The sequence below is a fragment of the Paenibacillus sp. J22FR83 genome, assembly GCF_059691955.1.
In genome coordinates this window covers 405,789-424,702 of the sequence record NZ_JCAUAM010000003.1, presented here as the reverse complement: position 1 = coordinate 424,702, position 18,914 = coordinate 405,789, and the positions used below count along the sequence as shown (strand labels likewise).

Sequence of the window (18,914 nt, the reverse complement as noted above, 5' to 3'; positions counted from 1 at the left end):
CAATTATTTCTTTTAAAATATAAGAAATAACGCATGATATATTAAAAAATGAAAGAGATGATTATTCCTTGGCGATTGATTATAGAAAGTTTTTTGTCATTACTGAAACCGATCGCAAGCTCCCACTCATCCTCGACACAATTGGATATGAGAGTGAACAGCAACATTATCAACGGGAAGAAGGCTATCCTTGTTTCCATTGGCTGCAAACCATCTCCGGCAGTGGTGAAATTATTCTAGACAGCGGCCCCGTCAAACTGAATGAACGACAAGGTATGCTGCTTGCTGGCGGCGTCCCCCATGCCTACCAAGTCCCCGACACACCTTGGTCGACATGGTATTTAACCTTTGATGGTGCATTAGCTGCCTCTATCGTGCACGCTTTAGCCATACCACTATCAACTCCCATTAGCTGGGGATTCGATACGCCACTTGCTAGTATCCATGAGTATTACTATCATAAATATCGCGATAGTCACGACTTCACTGGAACCAACGGTTCCTTGGAAATCTATCAATTCCTGACACTGTTGAAAAAGCACGGCATTATCAACAAGAGCGCTTCCTTCTCGCAAAGCCATGAGCGACTTCTTCCGCTGCTGCTCGAGTTAGAACACAACTTCGGTGCTGCGCACGTCGGCCTTAGTTGGATGGCGACTCAGCTCGATGTCTCTGCGCAGCATGTGAATACCTTATTTCGCCGCGCCTTCGGACTCTCCCCTTACCAATACCTGCTGCAGCTTCGCCTGCAGAAGTCCAAAGAGATGCTGATCGCGCAGCCTGATCTGACCGTAAAGCAAATTGCCGAGGCCACGGGCTTTCTTGATGCATCGCATTTCATCTCTACCTTCCGGAAAGCCGTCGGGCTAACGCCGGATGTATTCAGGCATCCCTATGTGAAGTAGTCCCTAAACGTAGCTGCATTCCGTCTGCTACTGATAACAGTTGGGAAAACTTAACTTAATGAAAAAAACCGCCGCGGCGGTTTTTCAAATGAATAGCTTATGAGAATTAGTGGTTAGGGATGAATTCACTATGTGCTTCGAGCAGTTTTTGGACGAAAATCTCAAACTCTAGTAAATGCGACGAAAATTTGAAATCGGTTACACCCGTGTTGAAGTCAATAACCGTTAGGGCAACGCGATTAAAGGGGTATTCCGGAATAGGTCCCGAGGCAAGTGAAATATTCTTGAAGGGGTAAATGGATGTCTCACCGTAGAAACGAAGCACTGTTAAATGATCATCTCGTAACTCCAAGGAAATCTGCTGTTCCGAATCCGTGAAACTCTTCCATGTAAGCATCCTAAATCAATCCTCCTCTTGTCCTTTATTTTACTCTCCTTTTGGAAGATTAAGAAGCCCAATTTGTAAAAATGGGTTGTAATCGCTATCTGCTAAGGTCCAACATGCGTGTGGAGCAAATAGGGTTATGGCAGAGCTTTATTTGGAATAGCATAGGAGTGTCCATTTGTACTCTGCCAGTTGAGGCATAACGCTTTAGTCAATAGTCAGAAATCACCGAACTAAATTCGCTCTCGCAGTCAATCTCGCTTAAATAGTCCGAATTTTCCTTACTAAATCGCCGCAAACATACCTTTCCTTCGTTAAACGTGAAATTAAATGGGTTAAGTCGGACTATTTGCTCTTTGTAGAGAGAAATCCTCCATTTAGTTGGGAAATATCGGACTATTGCCAATTCTCGCTCGTAGCAGAGGAGTGGATTATGGCGCACTCTTGCTTGAGTGACCGGGTTAGCGTGTTTGTCCCGTTGGGTGCGTTAGCCGATCTGGCTACGTTTGTCGGGGTTGTCGATGTTGTCAGGTATGATGGGTCTGATGGATTATCTAGTCGACAAGGCTAGATATACAAAAAAACCTCGCCACCGGCGAGGTTTCCATCATCTTATTTATACTTTTGAATAAAAGCAATCGCACTTGCGATATCTTTCTCAGGCTGTGCCCCAACTTCACGCTCAATCGTTAGGTAGCCTTTGTAGCCAATCTCCTGCAGTGCCTGGAAGTAACGTCCGAAATCAACATGACCTTCACCCAGCGCTAGCTCGCGGTACGTATCGCCAGATGTTGCAGCCTCTGCAATATTCTCATGTGACATTGGCTTATAGCCAAGTGAACCGTACACTTCACGCGGATCGGCTTGACGAAGTCGTATGCCGTCTTTCACATGCGTATGAACGATATAATCTTTCAAGGTGTATACACCTTGAACAGGATCATCGCCAGTCACCATCACCATGTTCGCCGGGTCAAAGTTAACGGAAACACCTTTGGTAGATAGGTTATCCAGGAAACTTTTCAAATGTGCCGATGTCTCCGGGCCTGTTTCTACAGCGAAATAGGCGCCTAAACTGCTCGCATATACACCAAGTTCTTCGCAGGCTTGCAGCATCGTTTGATAAATGGGGCTATTTCGATCTTCTGGCACAACACCGATATGCGTCGTCACCACGTTCGACCCCAATTCAACAGCTAGATCAAGAATGCGTTTGGATTTCTCGATTTTCTCGGCATTTACGGTTTCATCCTGAAAGCCATGTCCGCCTAGATCACCGCACAGAGCTGAAATTTGCAGATCCAACGACGCGATGTAGTCGCGCAATTCCTTACGTGCGCCAGCAGTTAAGTTAGCTGGGTCCATTTCACCGGAAACCGCATAAATCTGAACACCGTCGGCGCCAAGCTCTTTCGATTTTTTCAAACCATCCCGTAGTCCGAGACGCAAACTATCTACCATAATACCAACTGGATTGATTAGCATTTCGTATAAACACTCCTTATCGCGACGAGCTTAGCGTTAGTTAATTTCGTCCCATATTCTGCGGATATTTTGCAATCCGATCAATGTGCCTCGCTTGCACTCTTCCATCCCTTCAAATTCCAAAGAGATATAACCATCGTAACCTGAATTCTTGACGACCCGTAAAATTTCAGGAATATTCAAATCGCCTTGAGCCACAATCGCTCCGCGCAAATAAGTACCATAAGTCGACTTGAACCAGCCTTCGCCTGGGTTCTGATTGGATGGGCGAATGTAGAAATCTTTCACATGGACAATAGAGGCATAAGGAAGATTATTCGTCACAGCGGCCACGGAATCCTCGTCGACACAAACAAAATTCCCAACATCCAATGTTGTTCGGAAATTCTCACGATCGACAGCATGAATCAGGGCTTGAACACGGTCACTATGCTGAACGAAGAAACCATGATTCTCAACACTGGTCACAATGCCAAATTGCTTCGCATAGTCAGCAATCTGACGACATGCCTCTGCTAAGCGTTCCAAGTTCGCATTGAAATTGCGAATCGAGAGATCCTCACTTCGAGCAACGTCATGCCGCATTTTCGAAACACCTAGTCTGGCAGCAAGATCGACCTCACCCTTCACTCGCTCTACTTCCTCCTGATACTGTTCTTCAGTCTCGGTTAGGAAATTAGCGCCGATGGCATAGTTGGAAATATCAATACCTCGAGCCTGAGCCTTCTCACGAATTGCATCCGCAAGCGCAAAGTTACCCGGTAAATCATACCCCAATGGCACGATCTCGACGTGTTCACCTCCCTGATCCGCAATCCAATCGATAACGTCCATGATGGACATTTCGCCAGACTTTAAAGCCTGGTACAAGCTATATGTGCTTACCCCTAACTTCATACGTGCTCCTCCAGTTCTCCGATTCGTTAGAATTATAATCTGATTTCTTGACCCTTCGCAGCAGACTCGTAAATACCGCATAAGATTTTCATGATTTCAAGACCATCTCCGACTGGACTAATCGGTGTTTCACCTGACTGACAGCAGGATACGAAATGATTGATTTCATTTTGGAAAGCTCCGTTAATATCGATCGATTTGTTATTGATTTGAGGCGTCACATTCGTAATCGTGTCCAAAACTTCTGTAACGAGTACAATTTCAGGCTCTAGCTCAACGCCGCCTTTATCCCCATAAAGCTTGATAGCGATTTCATCCTTCTTAGCATGTAGCGTGAAACTAACGTCCACCATGAGGGAAGCACCGTTCTCAAACCGAATCAACACATTCGCCAAATCTTCAACGGTATTGCGTTCTGCATCATAATCCGCTGCTTTATAGAAGGATAAGTTTTTCACATTTTTCCGATTGCCAAGCTTGTTATACGTATGACCGCTCACTGCAACTGGCTTCGGTTTGCCCATCAAATACCAACAGACATCAATAACATGCACACCAATATCAATCAATGGTCCGCCGCCGGAACGCTCAACATCTGAGAACCAACCGCCTGGATTACCTAGACGACGAAGGCATGACGCCTTAGCATAATAAATCTCGCCTAATTGACCATTATCTATAAAATGTTTCACAAGCTGAGCATTCGTATCGTATCTTCTCACAAATCCAACTTGCAGAATCTTCCCTGTTTCACGAACGGCATCTTGAATGCGTTGTGCTTCTTCTACCGTTTTACATAGCGGCTTCTCTACTAATACATGCTTGCCTGCATGAAGCGCAGCAATACTAATCTCGGCATGTGTATTATTCCATGTACAAATACTTACTGCATCAACCTCTGAGTTAGCCAAAAGTTCATGATAATCCGTATAAATATTCGCAATATCGTATTTCTCCGCTTTCGCGGCTGCGCGTTCACGATTAAGGTCACAGACAGCGACAATGACAGCATCCTCTGATTTCGTATATGAAGCAAAGTGCAAATCTGAAATTGAACCTGCACCAATAACGCCAATTCTCAATGGGTTTATGCTCATTGTACATTCCAGCCTCCTTTAGATAACTACTACATAAAGTTAACACGGTTTGGACAAAGCGAGAATACCCATGATAAGCAGCTCCATGGACTATATGTTCAAAATCTCGCCTTAGACATGCCGACTTTTCATTATGGTATTAGCAAAATTTTGCCTGTACTCTGTCTACTCTCGAGTAATCGATGGGCCGCGGCGCCGTCCTCCAATGCAAACGTTGTCACTGTATCCAATTTGAGGCTGCCAGCACGAAGTGCTTCAAACAAATCATCAGCTCGCTGAATCCGATTTTCTAAACTAGTCACGTGATTCCAAAGATCGCCGCCAGTTAACGTTTTGGAGGAATCCATCAACATTCTTGGATCCACTAGAGCTGGGTCTCCACCTGCCATACCATAGAAAACGACAGTTCCCTTGGTACGGACCGCAGCGAAACTGTCCATTAACGTGGAACCAACAGAATCATACGCGACATGGACACCATCTTTATCAAATGACCACTGGCGTACTTCATCGACCCAATTCGCCCCGTACAAGATGACCTCATCTGCTCCAGCGTCTAGCGCGACTTGCTTTTTGGTCTCGGAAGAGGTAAGTCCGACTACCCTTGCCCCTTTCCTTTTGCATAATTGGATCAAAAGCTGACCCACACCGCCCGCAGCGGCATGGATCAGAATTTCATCGCCAGCCTGGACCCGGTAGCTGTCGTTCGCCAAGTAATGCGCAGTCATGCCTTGTAGAAGCAGGCCTGCCGCATGTTCAAATGAAGCATCCGCGGGCAGCGGAATCGCCCGCTCACCAGGAACAGCGACTAGCTCCGCATTCGCAAACGGTACGTCGGCGAAAGCGATCCGATCTCCCACTCGAATATGCTGGATATGCCCAGGTACGCTCTCCACGATTCCGGCACCTTCATACCCTAAAATATAGGGTGGTTGCCCCGCCAAATGATAATTCCCTTTGCGGCGATAGACGTCTGCGAAATTAAGACCTATCGCTTTCATGCGAACCAGAATCTGCTCACCATCTAGGATAGGGTCTGGAATCTCTTTATATTGAAGAACTTCGGGTCCACCGAATTGTTCGAAGATTAAAGCTTTCATATGTGACCTCCCACGCGTAATTGACCGTGGTTATTTTAACATAATCGATGGTAGAACCAAAATACACGGCCGTATAGCCATTTTGAAATAAAAAAAAGTGCCTCCAAAACACGCTCTTCAGCGAATCATGGAAACACTTGGTGATGTAAAAGTTCTAAAACGTCGGATGAGTTGGTAAATCCTGATAGGGTACAGGTTTATTAATGTAATACCCCTGAATGCCCCAGCACTGCATCTCAGCTAGCATATGGAAATGATCACTCGTTTCAATACCTTCTGCAACAACTTGCAAATGCAGCGCTTTCGCCATAGCAAGAATGGCCGCGATTAATGGCACATTGCCATCCGCGATGAAAATGCGATCGATCTTCAGCTTGTCAATCGGCAGCTGCGTTAACATGCTTAGCGATGAATAACCCGTCCCGAAATCATCCAAGGCTATGGTGAACCCTGCTTTCCGCAGCTTACCTAGAATGATTTGTACTTCTTGCAGCGAGTGCAAAGTTGTACTTTCTGTAATTTCAAGCTCCATGGCGGTTGGGTCCACCCCCTCCTCTTGCAGAATTTGCAAGACATGGTCTACAAAATTCAATTCATTGAGTTGGATGCGTGAGATGTTGACGGATATTTTGAACAAAGGACCATAAATCTCCTTCATCTGTTGCCAATCCTTGCAAGCTTGACGAATGACCCAATAGCCAATCGGGACGATGAGACCTGTTTTCTCCGCAACAGGAATAAAGTCGCCAGGCGGTATGTACCCGACTTTCTCGCAATGCCATCTTAGCAGCGCTTCCGCCCCAATCGCCATTGCCGAAGCTGGATTATAAATAAGCTGATAATGTAAGTGAAGTTCGTCCTTATCCATTGCTTGCGAAAGGCCTAACTCATGGATGAAATTTTCGACATGATCATATTTGGAAGAGGCTTCGTATAAATGATAGCGCTTACGACCAGATCCTTTCGCTGTGTACAAAGCAATATCAGCTTGCTTCAGCAGATCTTGAATTGTTTCATCATGCTTCCGCTCAGCAATCCCGATACTCACATTCACTTTCACCGCATGTTCATCGACGCGGAAAGGTTCATGGAATAACGTGCTCAACTGCTCCGCCGTCTCAATAATATGAGTAGAAGGAACTGAATCCACAACTACGAATTCATCCCCGCCTAAGCGAATAAGTGTATAACGGCTATCTCCAAATACTTCAATTAGACGACAAGCGACTTCAACAAGCACCGAGTCTCCAGCTTGATGGCCGAAGGTATCATTGATATTTTTGAAATTGTCCAGGTCCATCAAATAAATCGTTGGCGGTTCCAACACGTGTTCGAGTAGATACCTACGATTGAAGAGGTTAGATAGATCATCTTGATAAGCGTAATTGTAGAGGATGTTCTCCTGCTGTTTGCGCTCTGTAATATCACGTGTCACCGAAAAAATAAAACTAGCTTTCCCATGTTCATCCATAATAGGCGTTAAGATACTTTCGCCACTAAGCATCCCATTGGGTAATAATATCCCATCCTCGTAACGAATCGTCCGACATTCATCGACTACTCTTGCATATTTTTTATATAAATAGTCTGCCATATGGACCGTATTCGATTCAAAAAAAGTTGTCCCCATCTGTTCCATCGTGATACCGCTAAACTTTGTTGCGGCATTGTTAACGTAATAGTACGTGATCTCCGCACCCGTTACTTTCATAATGTAAATAGAGTCTTCAATATCATCCAGCATCATTTGCAGTAAATTCAAATCTAATGTTGTCGTTGCAGGAAATGTCATCGGTTGGACTCCTTTATCCGAATACCCTAAGCGTTAGACCCGGTATGGGCCGTTTGTACTATCTATTCGACATCCTATATAGGTATCCCTTCTAAAGTAGTTCTACATTCTCCACACTTAGCCCTATATCCAACAAGTAGGACTTTCAATCATACAATCGTTTTGTGCTAATCATAATCGTTTTCCCTCCTTATTCGCACGTACCGCGTAGCGTACAATTACATTAAGCAAGTAAATACACTAGCACAAACGGGAGGTAACACCTATGATAACCAAAGGAAATCCGTTCTCACTCACCCAATATGTCAACGAAGGCTATAGCGGACCTATGCAAGGACTTTCGCTTGAAGAATCCGATATGTACTATAATCGTTTCTTTGAGGTCATTGAACAGAATAAATATGAGCCTGGTCCTACCAAGATGAATTTGTCCGCTTGGCATCAGCGGCATCATTGGGCCTATACTCTTGCTACGCACCCAAGCATTGTTAACGCAATGAAACAGATTCTTGGCGATGATTTGGTCTTGTGGGCGATGCATTTCTGGTACAAAGAGCCTAATAATGATAAATTCATTCCTTGGCATCAGGATATCAATTATTGGCCGATGGATCCTGCGATCAATGCAACCGCTTGGGTGAGCTTAGGCTGGTCGATACGAGAAAATGGTTGTCTTCGTGTCATTCCTGGCACACACAAGTCAATCGTTGAGCATGTGTCAACAGGAACAGATCAGAGTGCTTTCGAGCAAGGTTTACCCGCGGAGTCGATTGATGAATCGTTAGCGATAGATCTTGAGATGTCTCCAGGTCAGATGGCCTTCTTCAATGAAGCAACCTTCCATGGTTCTGAAAATAACAAATCGAATATACCGCGTGTTGCCTTCTCGGTTCGCTATACAACACCTGAGGTCAAATTCAAAATTGACGAGTGGGGCGGCGACACCACGCGCATTCGCACTTTTCTTGTCCATGGTGAAGATCGTTTCAAGCGAAACGAAGATATTCAGGGTATTATGCCTCAGGAATAGATAGGAAATCGTTGCCTCCTCTGCATCCAAGCATGTTAGAATGATAGGAATAGAAGAGATCCGTGATGCGGAGGGATGGGCATTGAATTCTTTTCAGATGATGATCGAGGCGTTAGAAATTCGCTTTCTGCATATTACCCAATATCAGTTAGATTATCGTTGGCAGGCTAGCGGGCGTAAATTACGGCACTGTGTGATGTGGTTTGTGCATAAGGGAAGTTTCCAACTTGAAATTGATCAGGCTTCTTATCGTTGCAAAGAAGGTCAAATCATCATTCTGCCTGCGCATAGCTCAATTAGTTTTCATGCCATTTCGGATGAATTACTGCTAACGAGCATTAACTTCGATGCCGAAATCGCCTTAGTCAGCAATCGGAGCTGGTTACAGCTATTGAATCTTCCGAATCTATTTGATGATAGGGATAACCGCATTGAACACCTCGTTCAAGACATGCTTCTTTCTGAAGTAGACGCAACACCTTATGTGCATGTGCTGCAACAATCTTCCTTGCTTCGAATTCTGTATGAATTGCTCCGCAATGGCGGTGTGTCGGAGGGGAGCTCCGCTTTTGCGCAGATGGACAAGCGAATTCATACGATCATTCATTATTTGCATGCTCATCCGAAACAAATGCCTGAAATCAAGGAACTTGCTGAGCTTGTTCAGCTAAGCGATTCCCATTTGCGCAAATTGTTCATCAAACAAACGGGACAGGCTCCGCTCCATTTCGTGCATAGCATCAAAATTGAACAAGCCAAAAAGCTTCTCGCTACTAGCGTGAAGCCCATCTCGCAAATTTCCTATGAACTTGGCATCGAGAATGCGAACTATTTCTCTCGCATGTTCAAAGTCAAAACCAACTTAACTCCGCTGCAATATCGACAGCAGTTTGGTCTGTGGTTGAATGATTAGGATTGGCTACAGAACGTAGAACGAAAACCTACAGCTCATTCGGACTGATCTCTGCATAAGCAGTAGAATGCCGATAACTAGCTGTAGGTTTTTACTGCTAATCCGACTAAAAATAATCTACGCTAACTCCAAAGTAACCTCTATCCGCAACTGATCTCCTACCTCTGCCGCGAATAGATCAATTAAGTAGACAACCTCTGTCCCGCCCTCATGATTCTGATGCTCTACTGTTTGAATCGTTGCTTTCAGTTGTTGCGAATCATAGCGTACTAATTGTTGGTGGCCTGTCCCAAATCCCAACCGAAACTCGCCTTCCTTCACGATAACTGGCTCACACTGCGTAACGAAGCGTTCTGTTACAGAAGCGCCGGACTCACGGAATGCAAAGGAATCCGAGATCGTCAGCTTGCCGTGTACTTTATCGAACTCGAAACTGCGCTCAAGCTTCTCAAGTGTAGATACTGCATAAGCTTGACTCAGTTCAAGCTTAAATTCGTCCCTAACGTCGGTACATTCCGCTGCAAGTACTTGTGCACGATGCTGAATGCCCGCTTCCTGATAGGACCCATTGATGATCGGTACGCTATGCCCCGCAGAACTGTTGCACAGGATGGAATACCGCTCGTCGCCAAAGTATTGCTTCGTATATAAGCCTGCTCCCAAATCTTCAAACCATCTGACCCCATCCACGATCCATATGAAGTGTCCGATGTCATTATGGTTATGAGGCTCATCGTTATGTCCGCCCTTGGCTGCAAAGCTAACGAGCTTGCTGTCTACCTTCGCCCGGCTCACCATCCACTGTGCTTCTGGCAAATAATCCGTTTGTAATGGGCTTTCTTCACGTTCACGAAGCAACTCTTCATTCAACCACACCACGTTCCGTATGGCACCAGCGAAACGACCGCAATGATCAATCATAACTGGCCGATTATCCAATGTAGGTATGCGTATCTCCGTAAATTTCTCACACAAACGACTGAAGATCCCCATTTGAATACCATTGCTCCGTGAACAATCGGAGAAATTGGCAATATGGTTGCCTTGCAAGAAACAACTTTGTGGAAACTGGGCAACTTTACGTGCTTTCGCACTCGATTGAAGAATATCTACTTTACCGCCTGTACGCTGCTTCAAAAGCTCACTGAAGTACACGTAATAACCGAATCCATAGTACCAATAACCCAAGCCTTCCAAGCACGCGCCTTCTTCTGAGAAGCCCTCAAGAAAGCAATCCATCGAGGCGAGTACGCGTGCAATGATAGGCATCAGTGCTTTGGAATCCTGAATGAGATAAATGGCTGTCATACCAATATTCCCTGCACAAACAGCAGACCAATTGATATCACAAGTTTCCCACCAATAGACTCTCTTAAGTGCCACATATGGCTCGAGTACCCGCGTCATAATCTCTCGTTGTACTCTTCTCACAACTAGACCATTTAACTGATCTCGGAATATATGACAAGTCTCACTTAGCGCATGTGCGGTTTCGGAAGCAAATAAATCAATATGTTTATATTCTTCACCCTCGGGGGCAGCATCATGATTCATCAAGTGCGCAGGCAGACACCATGTGTATTCATCACAAATTGCCCAGATGGTATCCTCCAAGGCGGGTAAATACGATTCAACGCCATCCTGCAACGCTGCCACAACCAAAGCCGCCAACCGTCTCCGTCGATCAAAATAAAGCGCCTCAAATTCGATTCGAGTTCCCTGGGAACGGAACAAATCCCACTCCCTAAAGGGCAATGCCGCTATTGGTTTGCTCGCGAATTCCTTCACAAGTAGCGAAATCTCATCATAGACAGAAGTAAGTAACGGACTCTCCCTCTGTTTAATTGGTGTTGTAACCAAGGCTAAAGCTTCGTGAAACAATTGGCCATGATCGTTTTCAGCGTCTAGTAATGCTTGTAACATATAGCGACTATTCATAGTACGACCTCCTAAGCACACACGAATTTGTTTACCTTTAAATATAACCGCAAATAATAACAACGAACTAGTCATTATCTTTACCTTTATCCATCATAAATTGACCTTTTCACGACTAAGAAAAAAAGCCTCACGCATCAAGCGGAAGCTTTCTTCTCCTTATCCTATCAATTACTCAGCTGCTCCAACTGCCTTCAGCCAAGCATTAGCAATTAAAGCATGTCCAGCCGCTGACGGATGAACCCCATCTGGTGCCCAGAAAGCGCTGTCAGCTTGTGTTGACGCTTGTGCAAATAAACCATCCAAACATAATAAACGCGCGCCGAATTCTCTTGCCAATTCACGCACTGCCGTAATCTTCGGATCCAAATCTTCTCTCCACAACTTGCGGTCCTCTGGTACAGGTAGAACAAATGGTTCAATGAGAAGCAGTTTCGCTCCTGTGCTTGCAGTTTGGTCTAGTAATTGACGGTATCCTTCTTTGAATGCTTCTGTCGAAGTTCCATCATTGCGATCATATCTGCGCCATGTATCATTAATGCCAATATAAATCGAAACAAGATTAGGTTTCAAGTCCAAACAATCTTCTTGCCACCGCCCTTGAAGATCAGGCACACGATTGCCAGAAATCCCTCGGTTCAAGAATTTCACTTGTTTCTCTGGATATTTCGCTGAGAATTGAGCAGCTGTCATAAGTGCATAGCCTTTACCTAAATCATTACCATTGTCACGAACACGCCCAGCATCCGTAATACTATCTCCTTGAAATAGTACGATATCCCCTTGCTCCAACCATACTGCCATTCGAATGAATCCTCCTTTGATTAACCACTTATGCCTCTACTAACCTACCTATAATTTCCTCACAAATTATACCATGTCCGAGGAGGCGCGTGTACAACTAATATCAATGAAAGTTGTGATGCATTTTACACACATGCGTTTAAATACTGACAAATTTGGACAAAAAGATACGTATTACCAAATTAAACGACGATGCCTTCCACTTCGGACAGGTACCTCTATTTGGACAAGGAGACTTGCTCATGGATGCCATGTCAACAGTCCCACCAACTTTGATTTCGGAGCAGCTTGACGATAACTTCCGTGAACTTAAACTCATTTACGATAAATGTCACGACATTCACTTTCACACGTTCAACATCGGTCAGACCACCAAAGCTTTCGTTATTTATGTCGAAGGCTTAATTGATTTGGAAATTTTAAACAAAGACGTCCTCACACCATTAATCAATGAACCTGAAGCCGAGTGGAACTACACGGTCAAGGAATTATCTGCGCTTGTTTCGATCTCCAATATCATCGAAATTGTACATATGGATGAGTTAGTTTCCCAAATATCTGGCGGTTGTGTTGGGCTTTTCGTTCAAGGAATTCCTACTTGCTATTCTCTTGGCATTTCGAAATGGGAGAAACGTGCGATCAATGAGCCAAGCGCCGAAGCTGTCGTGCGAGGACCACGGGAAGGATTTACCGAAACACTGCTTGTTAATACCTCCATGCTGCGCAGGAAAATCAAGAGTCCAGCCATGAAAATGATCGCTTATACATTAGGCACACACACGCAAACTTCTGTATTTGTCGTTTATATGGACGGAATCGCAAGGGAATCTCTCATTGAAGAGGTTCATCAGCGAATCAGTGACATTCAAATTGATGGCATTTTGGAAAGTGGCTACATTGAAGGCTTGATTGAAGATAGCCCTTTTTCGCCATTCCCTCAAATACAAGTAACCGAGCGTCCTGATGTCGTATGTGCAGCACTTCTAGAAGGCAAGATTTCCATACTTGTCGATGGAACCCCCTTTGCCTTAATTGCGCCTGCAACCCTCTTTTCTATGCTGCAATCGCCTGAGGACTATTACCAACGTTTTATTATCGGCACCTTAATAAGATGGATGCGATATGTATTTTTCTTTACAACGCTCCTACTGCCATCTCTCTATATCGCGATCCTAACTTTCCATCAGGAGATGGTTCCAACTTCGCTGCTGCTCAGCATCGCTAAATCCCGTGAGGATATTCCATTCCCTGCGCTTGTAGAAGCCTTGCTTATGGAAATCTCCTTTGAAGCGTTGCGTGAGGCAGGCGTTAGACTTCCTAAACAAGTCGGTGCAGCGGTTAGTATCGTAGGTGCTCTTGTCATTGGACAAGCTGCTACATCAGCTGGCTTGGTTTCGGCTCCGATGGTTATGGTTGTAGCAATTACCGGCGTCGCCTCCTTCATGATGCCACAGTATCCGACAGGCATAGCACTGCGGATGCTTCGCTTCCCGATCATGTTCTTATCAGGCATGCTTGGCTTATTAGGGCTGATGCTCGGATTTATTGTAATTGTGGTTCACCTATGTTCATTACGCTCCCTAGGCGTGCCCTATCTTCAGCCACTTGCGCCTATGAAAGGAAGTGAACTGAAAGATGTGCTTGTTCGTGCTCCGATATGGTCAATGAGACGCAGACCTTTATTTACAGCTAGTACGAACCCTATTCGTCAACCTAAGGGGCAAAAACCAGATCATCCTGAAGGAAATGATGCCCATGATCGAAAAAGCTAGAATTTCCCCTTTGCAGATGGCGCTCATCATGCATCCGACAATAATGGCTACAGCAGCGCTTTCTGTCCCATCCATCACCATGCGAGTAGCAGGAACAGATATGTGGATGGCGCCTATCCTGTCCTCACTTGTCGGTCTCTTAACCATCTACATCGTTTATCATTTGCATACGAAGTTTCCAAATGATACTTTCGTGCAATATGTGCCGCGGATTGTGGGACGATTTGCAGGTGCACTAGTTTCCCTTGCGTATGTCATAGCCTTTCTTTATTCCGCAAGCATAAGTGTAAGAGAGTACGGTGAATTTATTTCGGGTAATTTCTTAATGAATACCCCGATGCTCTTCGTTGTAATACCCATCATTGCCGTTTGTGCCTATGCACTATATGAAGGTCTTGAAGTGCTGGCTAGATCTACACAGATCCTGATTCCGGTTGCCATTTTTATTATTTTCGCAATGGTGATTGCCTTGATTCCCGACTTTCAATTTAAACAAATGCAACCTATTTTTGGAAATGGTCCACTGCCTCCACTACTAGGATCTATCGTTCCTGCCTCTTGGTTCTCCCAATTTTTCATTCTGTCGTTCCTATATCCCTATTTGAATAAAAAGGAACATGCAATGAAATGGAGCATCTATAGTGTGCTGGCCGTCATGGTTACGATGCTAGCTATTAATTTCCCTATTTTGCTAACTTTTGGCGTACTTACGCCATCAATGAATTATCCTTTTTTGGTAGCTGTACGTTACATCGCTCTTTCGGATTTTGCGGAGCATCTTGAATCCCTCTTGATGGCCATATGGTTAATTGGAATTTTCATGAAAATTGCCATAGTCTATTATTTGGTCTTGCAGGGAACAGCTCAATTGTTTAAGCTATCTGACTATCGTCCTATAATTATTCCTATAGGATTCCTAGTCATACTGTGCAGTATTTGGATTTCCCCTACTTTCCAGGATATGAATCATGCACTTAGCACGAGCATCCCTTTCTTCTCACTGTTGATGCAAGTGGTCATCCCAGCTTTTCTACTTATTACGGTTATAGTCAAAGGGAGGATACTTCGGCGATGAGTGCTCCTACACGTCACCGCGGATTCCTGTTAGCGCTAGTACTGAGCTTACTGCTTCTCACTGGTTGTTGGGATCGCATTGAAGTCAATGATGTCGCTTTAATTACAGGTGCAGCCATAGATAAAGTAAGCCCAAATACTATTTTGCTTTCTGTCCAAATTTTCGTCCCAAGGAGTTCCTCTAACAATGCAATGGGTGATAAAGGAGCAAATGTTGGCAACCAAGCTTCAATCGTCACTTCTGCTACAGGAGAAAATATTGCTGATGCACTTTCCCACATTCAAGAGAAGCTGCCTAGGAAGCTATTTTGGGGGCATTCGGAGGTATTTATTTTTAGCGAGGATATCGCGAAGGATGGTATTCGGGATGAAATTGACTATTTAATGCGAGCTCCACAGCCGCGGGAACGTGCCTATATGTATGTAGTCAAAGGAAAGGCGAGACAAATGCTTACAACGCAGTCTTTCCTTGAACGAAATTCAGCAGAGATTATGCGAGAAATCTCAAAAGGTAAACTTTCTCTTAGCACGACACTCGCTGAACTAGCTCGAATGCTTGTCGATGAGACTGGTGCGGCAGCAACCCCATGGATTGATATGCTGCCTGTATCCGCACCAAACAATTACGATAGTATGCCTTCTCCCGTTAATGGTACGGCTATTTTTCGAGATGGCAAATTGGTTGGAATCATCGATGAATTTACCACTCGAGGCGTACTTTGGATCCGCAATGACATTAAACAAGCAGTCGTTACTGTGAATCCGGAAGAAAATAGCCTTAACTCCGTTTCACTTCGATTAATAACCAGTAAAACCAAAATTCGTCCACTGATTAAGAATGGAACCTGGTCGTTGGATATCCAAATACGAACAGAAAATAGCGCCCTGCAAAACTCAACATCGCTAAAGATTAGTTCGGATCCCGAAGCAGTTAAAATCATTGAAGCTGCGATGAATAAGGATATCGAAGATCGTGTCCGTATTGCGTTGAGTAAAGTTCAAAAAGAGCTAAAAGCGGACATCTTCGATTTTGGCGGCGCCTTTCATCGTGCATACCCCAAAGAATGGGAACAAAACAAAGGAAGCTGGGAAGAAATATTCCCCAAATTAGAAGTGACGATACATCCACATGCCACAATTCAACGGCCAGGACTTACAAGCATCAAAGAAGTCGAATTTGAGGAGAAACCGCGAAGATGACGTCGCAAGCTATTCCATGGATCATGTCGCTTTGCTTGCTAATCACAGGAATACAATGGTATTGGATTCGAAAAAAAATAACATCTAAGGAAAGAGTGACTTATTGGTCTATTCTTTGCTTGTGTTGGATCTTGGCTATTATGCTCTTCCTCCATCCCAGTCTTCCAGGTCCAACAGACTGGGTGAACGTTATTTTTCGACCGCTAGGCAAAGTGATAGATTCATGAAGGAGAATGGACATGCGGATTAGCAATAAACAATTATTCTGGATGATAGCAACGATGCAAGTCAGCATGACCATTCTGCTTACCATACATCCGGCTTTAATGGCGGCCAAACAAGACTCTTGGCTCTCTATGCTTAGTGCGACACTCATTGGCATGTTTATCGCCTTCATTTGTACACGAATCAATCGTAAATATCCAGGTCAAACTCTTGTTAGCTATCTTCCACAATTAGTCGGTAAATGGATGGCAGGTTTCCTGTTTGTCATCTACGGAGCATTCTGGTTTGTCGTACTTGCCATGGTCTTGCGGCAATACGCCGACTTCATTCTTGCCACCATCTTGCCCCAAACGCCAATTTTTGTGCCCATTGTTGCCATGTTGTTTGTTGCCGTCTATGTCACAAGAATCGGCATTGAAGGCATTGGACGTTGCAGTGAAGTACTGGGCCCATTCCTATTGATCATAATAATCTTAAGTTTATTGCTCAGTATACAAGATATTCAACTAAAGCAAATTCTCCCCTTCTATGTGGATTCGGGATGGAAAGTTATTCTGAAGGGCTCACTGCCGACAAGTACATTTCTAGGCGATTGTGTCATGCTTGTCTTTCTACTCGCTTTCTTAGACAATCCCAATGAGGGCACGAAGCCCGCCGTATTCGGTGTCGCAACAACCGGCTTGCTTACCAGTGCAACAACTTTCGTTCTCGTTACACTCTTTGGTACTCAAATGGCTGCCGGACAGACCTATCCTTTCTTCAATCTCGTTCGTTATATCTCGGTATACAACTTCTTCCAAAACCTAGACGCCATCCTTATTCCGATCTGGATTATAGGGGTTTTCATGAAAGTATCCCTGTACTTGTTTGTCTGTACCTACGGTTCTGCGCAAATATTCAAAATTGCGAAATGGCCGCGAATGCTATGGATTGTAACGCCTATCATTCTGCTCATTGCCATGGTGCCTCGGAGTTATTTTGATAGTTCGGTATTTTTCCCACAAAAAATCGCTGTTCCCTACATTTTTCCCATTCATATGCTTGGTATTCCGCTTATCTTATGGGGAATTGCTTCGATTAAAAATAAAAATAACCGTGATGCACACTCGCAAGTGTGAACACGGTTATTCTAATCAAATCTACTTATGCGATTGTTCGGAGAAAAAGAGATTGATAATAGGTATTCAACAGTTCATCCAACTCGATAGAAAGTTTCAATACGGTGTCCGACAATAGGCCGTATGTTTGACTAGCAAGATTCAGTTCATTCCGTAATGCCTCAATCTTTTCTTCCAACTCATAACGATGTCCCATATTGATCCCTCCGATTTCGAAATTCCTACTGTGGATAACTAACACGTTTTGTTACCTATATCATAATTTATTTTTGTTAAGAAATTGTTAGGAAAGTACACGAATTTACGAATTTTTACAGAAATTCGCTAAATTTTGATCATTTGTCCGCCTGGAATCTCCACTATTTCTCCTTCAGCGCTTAGCCAAACCGTGATAGCTGACGGATTGTGGATAATATGACAATCGGCAGAGAAACGCAGATTGTCCAGTGCTTTCATATAGGCGACAATTTCAGCATTGGTGGCAAACCAAATGTCAGTGCGACCCTTTACTTTCTCACCAAATTGCTCTAGCATCTCCCAGTTGTTATCGTTCTCAAACTCATAACTGTGTCCCCATACATAGAATAATGCTAAGCGAGAAAATCTTTGTTCTAACTGTACAAACGCATCAGCTAACTCAAGCATATTCTTATGGTGACAAGTAGGATGCCATTGCAAGAAATCTTTGGGCATTTGAAAGTTTCCATGGCTAGCGACCGTCCGTGCATACTCGATGCCTAATGTAGGAAGCGCCTGGATGACGCGATCTGAATAGGTTCCGAACGGATAGCTCATGCCGCGCACAGGATAGCCAACTAACGATTCCAAGGCTTCTCGATCTAATGTGAGTTCACGAACGATTTGATCCATGGGCGACTGCTCCAAAAAGGGATGATCAATGGTATGCGCAGATACCTCATGCCCCTCGAACAAGGATGCCACCTCAGATGCCTCAATATAGCCTTCTTTTCCCAGAAAACTACTATTCAAATGAAACGTTCCCTTAATCCCGTATTCATTCAATATACGCACGAGTCGGCGATCATGTTCCCTTCCATCATCGTAACTAAGCGTTAAAGCTTTGGTGACACCTCTTGGAAACCTATCCAAACGTATACGCATAACAATCCTCCTAGAATATGACTATTACTCTCTTTCAATGTAACAGAAACTACGCTA

General features: G+C 44.3%; 18 protein-coding genes. 8 read left to right on the top strand and 10 right to left on the bottom strand.

What is annotated here, in order from left to right:
- Positions 1-68: 68 nt before the first annotated feature.
- Positions 69-905, top strand: a complete 837-nt coding sequence (locus AC58PV_RS07615) for an AraC family transcriptional regulator (RefSeq protein ID WP_497431665.1) — start codon at positions 69-71, stop codon at positions 903-905.
- Between the two features lie 106 nt (positions 906-1,011).
- Here the strand turns inward: AC58PV_RS07615 and AC58PV_RS07610 are convergent, their stop codons facing one another.
- Complete coding sequence (locus AC58PV_RS07610; RefSeq protein ID WP_497431664.1) at positions 1,012-1,302, bottom strand: hypothetical protein; 291 nt, start codon at positions 1,300-1,302, stop codon at positions 1,012-1,014.
- A gap of 421 nt (positions 1,303-1,723) precedes the next feature.
- On the opposite strand from AC58PV_RS07610, the gene AC58PV_RS07605 reads away from it, so the two are divergent.
- A complete protein-coding gene (locus tag AC58PV_RS07605; RefSeq protein WP_497431663.1) occupies positions 1,724-1,861 on the top strand; it encodes a hypothetical protein in 138 nt (45 codons plus the stop codon).
- A gap of 41 nt (positions 1,862-1,902) precedes the next feature.
- Here the strand turns inward: AC58PV_RS07605 and AC58PV_RS07600 are convergent, their stop codons facing one another.
- The 5 genes from AC58PV_RS07600 to AC58PV_RS07580 form a co-directional block, all read right to left on the bottom strand.
- Positions 1,903-2,775: a sugar phosphate isomerase/epimerase family protein gene (locus tag AC58PV_RS07600; RefSeq protein WP_497431662.1), complete on the bottom strand. Its 873-nt coding sequence runs from the start codon at positions 2,773-2,775 to the stop codon at positions 1,903-1,905.
- 36 nt (positions 2,776-2,811) lie between these two features.
- Positions 2,812-3,672 carry a sugar phosphate isomerase/epimerase family protein gene (locus AC58PV_RS07595; protein ID WP_497431661.1) on the bottom strand — a complete coding sequence of 287 codons (861 nt, stop codon included), beginning with the start codon at positions 3,670-3,672 and terminating at the stop codon, positions 2,812-2,814.
- Positions 3,673-3,704: 32 nt separating this feature from the next.
- Positions 3,705-4,769 carry a Gfo/Idh/MocA family protein gene (locus AC58PV_RS07590; protein ID WP_497431660.1) on the bottom strand — a complete coding sequence of 355 codons (1,065 nt, stop codon included), beginning with the start codon at positions 4,767-4,769 and terminating at the stop codon, positions 3,705-3,707.
- Between the two features lie 131 nt (positions 4,770-4,900).
- Positions 4,901-5,869, bottom strand: coding sequence for a quinone oxidoreductase family protein (locus AC58PV_RS07585; RefSeq protein WP_497431659.1), 969 nt, complete (start codon positions 5,867-5,869; stop codon positions 4,901-4,903).
- A gap of 154 nt (positions 5,870-6,023) precedes the next feature.
- Positions 6,024-7,661, bottom strand: coding sequence for a putative bifunctional diguanylate cyclase/phosphodiesterase (locus AC58PV_RS07580; protein WP_497431658.1), 1,638 nt, complete (start codon positions 7,659-7,661; stop codon positions 6,024-6,026).
- 265 nt (positions 7,662-7,926) lie between these two features.
- On the opposite strand from AC58PV_RS07580, the gene AC58PV_RS07575 reads away from it, so the two are divergent.
- Both AC58PV_RS07575 and AC58PV_RS07570 read left to right on the top strand, forming a co-directional pair.
- Positions 7,927-8,691 carry a phytanoyl-CoA dioxygenase family protein gene (locus AC58PV_RS07575; RefSeq protein ID WP_497431657.1) on the top strand — a complete coding sequence of 255 codons (765 nt, stop codon included), beginning with the start codon at positions 7,927-7,929 and terminating at the stop codon, positions 8,689-8,691.
- Between the two features lie 82 nt (positions 8,692-8,773).
- Entirely contained in the window at positions 8,774-9,604 is an 831-nt protein-coding gene (locus AC58PV_RS07570; RefSeq protein WP_497431656.1) for a helix-turn-helix domain-containing protein, read from the top strand.
- 117 nt (positions 9,605-9,721) lie between these two features.
- On the opposite strand, the gene AC58PV_RS07565 is transcribed toward AC58PV_RS07570, so the two are convergent.
- Positions 9,722-11,542 carry a heparinase II/III family protein gene (locus tag AC58PV_RS07565; protein ID WP_497431655.1) on the bottom strand — a complete coding sequence of 607 codons (1,821 nt, stop codon included), beginning with the start codon at positions 11,540-11,542 and terminating at the stop codon, positions 9,722-9,724.
- Positions 11,543-11,713: 171 nt separating this feature from the next.
- The gene (locus AC58PV_RS07560; protein ID WP_497431654.1) at positions 11,714-12,346 is read right to left on the bottom strand and encodes an SGNH/GDSL hydrolase family protein; all 633 of its coding nucleotides are present in this window, start codon (positions 12,344-12,346) and stop codon (positions 11,714-11,716) included.
- Between the two features lie 242 nt (positions 12,347-12,588).
- On the opposite strand from AC58PV_RS07560, the gene AC58PV_RS07555 reads away from it, so the two are divergent.
- The 4 genes from AC58PV_RS07555 (at position 12,589) to AC58PV_RS07540 (ending at position 17,735) form a co-directional block, all read left to right on the top strand.
- Positions 12,589-14,118 carry a spore germination protein gene (locus tag AC58PV_RS07555; protein ID WP_497431653.1) on the top strand — a complete coding sequence of 510 codons (1,530 nt, stop codon included), beginning with the start codon at positions 12,589-12,591 and terminating at the stop codon, positions 14,116-14,118.
- Positions 14,102-15,193 carry a GerAB/ArcD/ProY family transporter gene (locus AC58PV_RS07550; RefSeq protein WP_497431652.1) on the top strand — a complete coding sequence of 364 codons (1,092 nt, stop codon included), beginning with the start codon at positions 14,102-14,104 and terminating at the stop codon, positions 15,191-15,193. The genes AC58PV_RS07555 and AC58PV_RS07550 overlap by 17 nt, the downstream gene beginning before the upstream one ends.
- Positions 15,190-16,392, top strand: a complete 1,203-nt coding sequence (locus AC58PV_RS07545) for a Ger(x)C family spore germination protein (protein WP_497431651.1) — start codon at positions 15,190-15,192, stop codon at positions 16,390-16,392. Before AC58PV_RS07550 ends, AC58PV_RS07545 begins: the two co-directional genes overlap by 4 nt.
- A 239-nt stretch (positions 16,393-16,631) precedes the next feature.
- A complete protein-coding gene (locus tag AC58PV_RS07540) occupies positions 16,632-17,735 on the top strand; it encodes a GerAB/ArcD/ProY family transporter (RefSeq protein ID WP_497431650.1) in 1,104 nt (367 codons plus the stop codon).
- Positions 17,736-17,760: 25 nt separating this feature from the next.
- Here the strand turns inward: AC58PV_RS07540 and AC58PV_RS07535 are convergent, their stop codons facing one another.
- A complete protein-coding gene (locus AC58PV_RS07535) occupies positions 17,761-17,931 on the bottom strand; it encodes a Spo0E family sporulation regulatory protein-aspartic acid phosphatase (RefSeq protein ID WP_497431649.1) in 171 nt (56 codons plus the stop codon).
- Positions 17,932-18,059: 128 nt separating this feature from the next.
- On the bottom strand, positions 18,060-18,857 hold the full coding sequence (locus AC58PV_RS07530) for a polysaccharide deacetylase family protein (protein ID WP_497431648.1): 798 nt from the start codon (positions 18,855-18,857) through the stop codon (positions 18,060-18,062).
- Positions 18,858-18,914 lie beyond the last annotated feature (57 nt).

Bases quoted from the DNA above. Each gene is read 5' to 3' on its own strand.
- AC58PV_RS07575 (WP_497431657.1), top strand. From the start codon at position 7,927: ATGATAACCAAAGGAAATCCGTTCTCACTCACCCAATATGTCAACGAA.
- AC58PV_RS07555 (WP_497431653.1), top strand. From the start codon at position 12,589: ATGGATGCCATGTCAACAGTCCCACCAACTTTGATTTCGGAGCAGCTT.
- AC58PV_RS07535 (WP_497431649.1), bottom strand. From the start codon at position 17,931: ATGGGACATCGTTATGAGTTGGAAGAAAAGATTGAGGCATTACGGAAT.
- AC58PV_RS07590 (WP_497431660.1), bottom strand. From the start codon at position 4,769: ATGAGCATAAACCCATTGAGAATTGGCGTTATTGGTGCAGGTTCAATT.
- AC58PV_RS07550 (WP_497431652.1), top strand. From the start codon at position 14,102: ATGATCGAAAAAGCTAGAATTTCCCCTTTGCAGATGGCGCTCATCATG.
- AC58PV_RS07595 (WP_497431661.1), bottom strand. From the start codon at position 3,672: ATGAAGTTAGGGGTAAGCACATATAGCTTGTACCAGGCTTTAAAGTCT.
- AC58PV_RS07600 (WP_497431662.1), bottom strand. From the start codon at position 2,775: ATGCTAATCAATCCAGTTGGTATTATGGTAGATAGTTTGCGTCTCGGA.
- AC58PV_RS07605 (WP_497431663.1), top strand. From the start codon at position 1,724: ATGGCGCACTCTTGCTTGAGTGACCGGGTTAGCGTGTTTGTCCCGTTG.
- AC58PV_RS07560 (WP_497431654.1), bottom strand. From the start codon at position 12,346: ATGGCAGTATGGTTGGAGCAAGGGGATATCGTACTATTTCAAGGAGAT.
- AC58PV_RS07610 (WP_497431664.1), bottom strand. From the start codon at position 1,302: ATGCTTACATGGAAGAGTTTCACGGATTCGGAACAGCAGATTTCCTTG.
- AC58PV_RS07585 (WP_497431659.1), bottom strand. From the start codon at position 5,869: ATGAAAGCTTTAATCTTCGAACAATTCGGTGGACCCGAAGTTCTTCAA.
- AC58PV_RS07565 (WP_497431655.1), bottom strand. From the start codon at position 11,542: ATGAATAGTCGCTATATGTTACAAGCATTACTAGACGCTGAAAACGAT.
- AC58PV_RS07545 (WP_497431651.1), top strand. From the start codon at position 15,190: ATGAGTGCTCCTACACGTCACCGCGGATTCCTGTTAGCGCTAGTACTG.
- AC58PV_RS07530 (WP_497431648.1), bottom strand. From the start codon at position 18,857: ATGCGTATACGTTTGGATAGGTTTCCAAGAGGTGTCACCAAAGCTTTA.
- AC58PV_RS07540 (WP_497431650.1), top strand. From the start codon at position 16,632: ATGCGGATTAGCAATAAACAATTATTCTGGATGATAGCAACGATGCAA.
- AC58PV_RS07580 (WP_497431658.1), bottom strand. From the start codon at position 7,661: ATGACATTTCCTGCAACGACAACATTAGATTTGAATTTACTGCAAATG.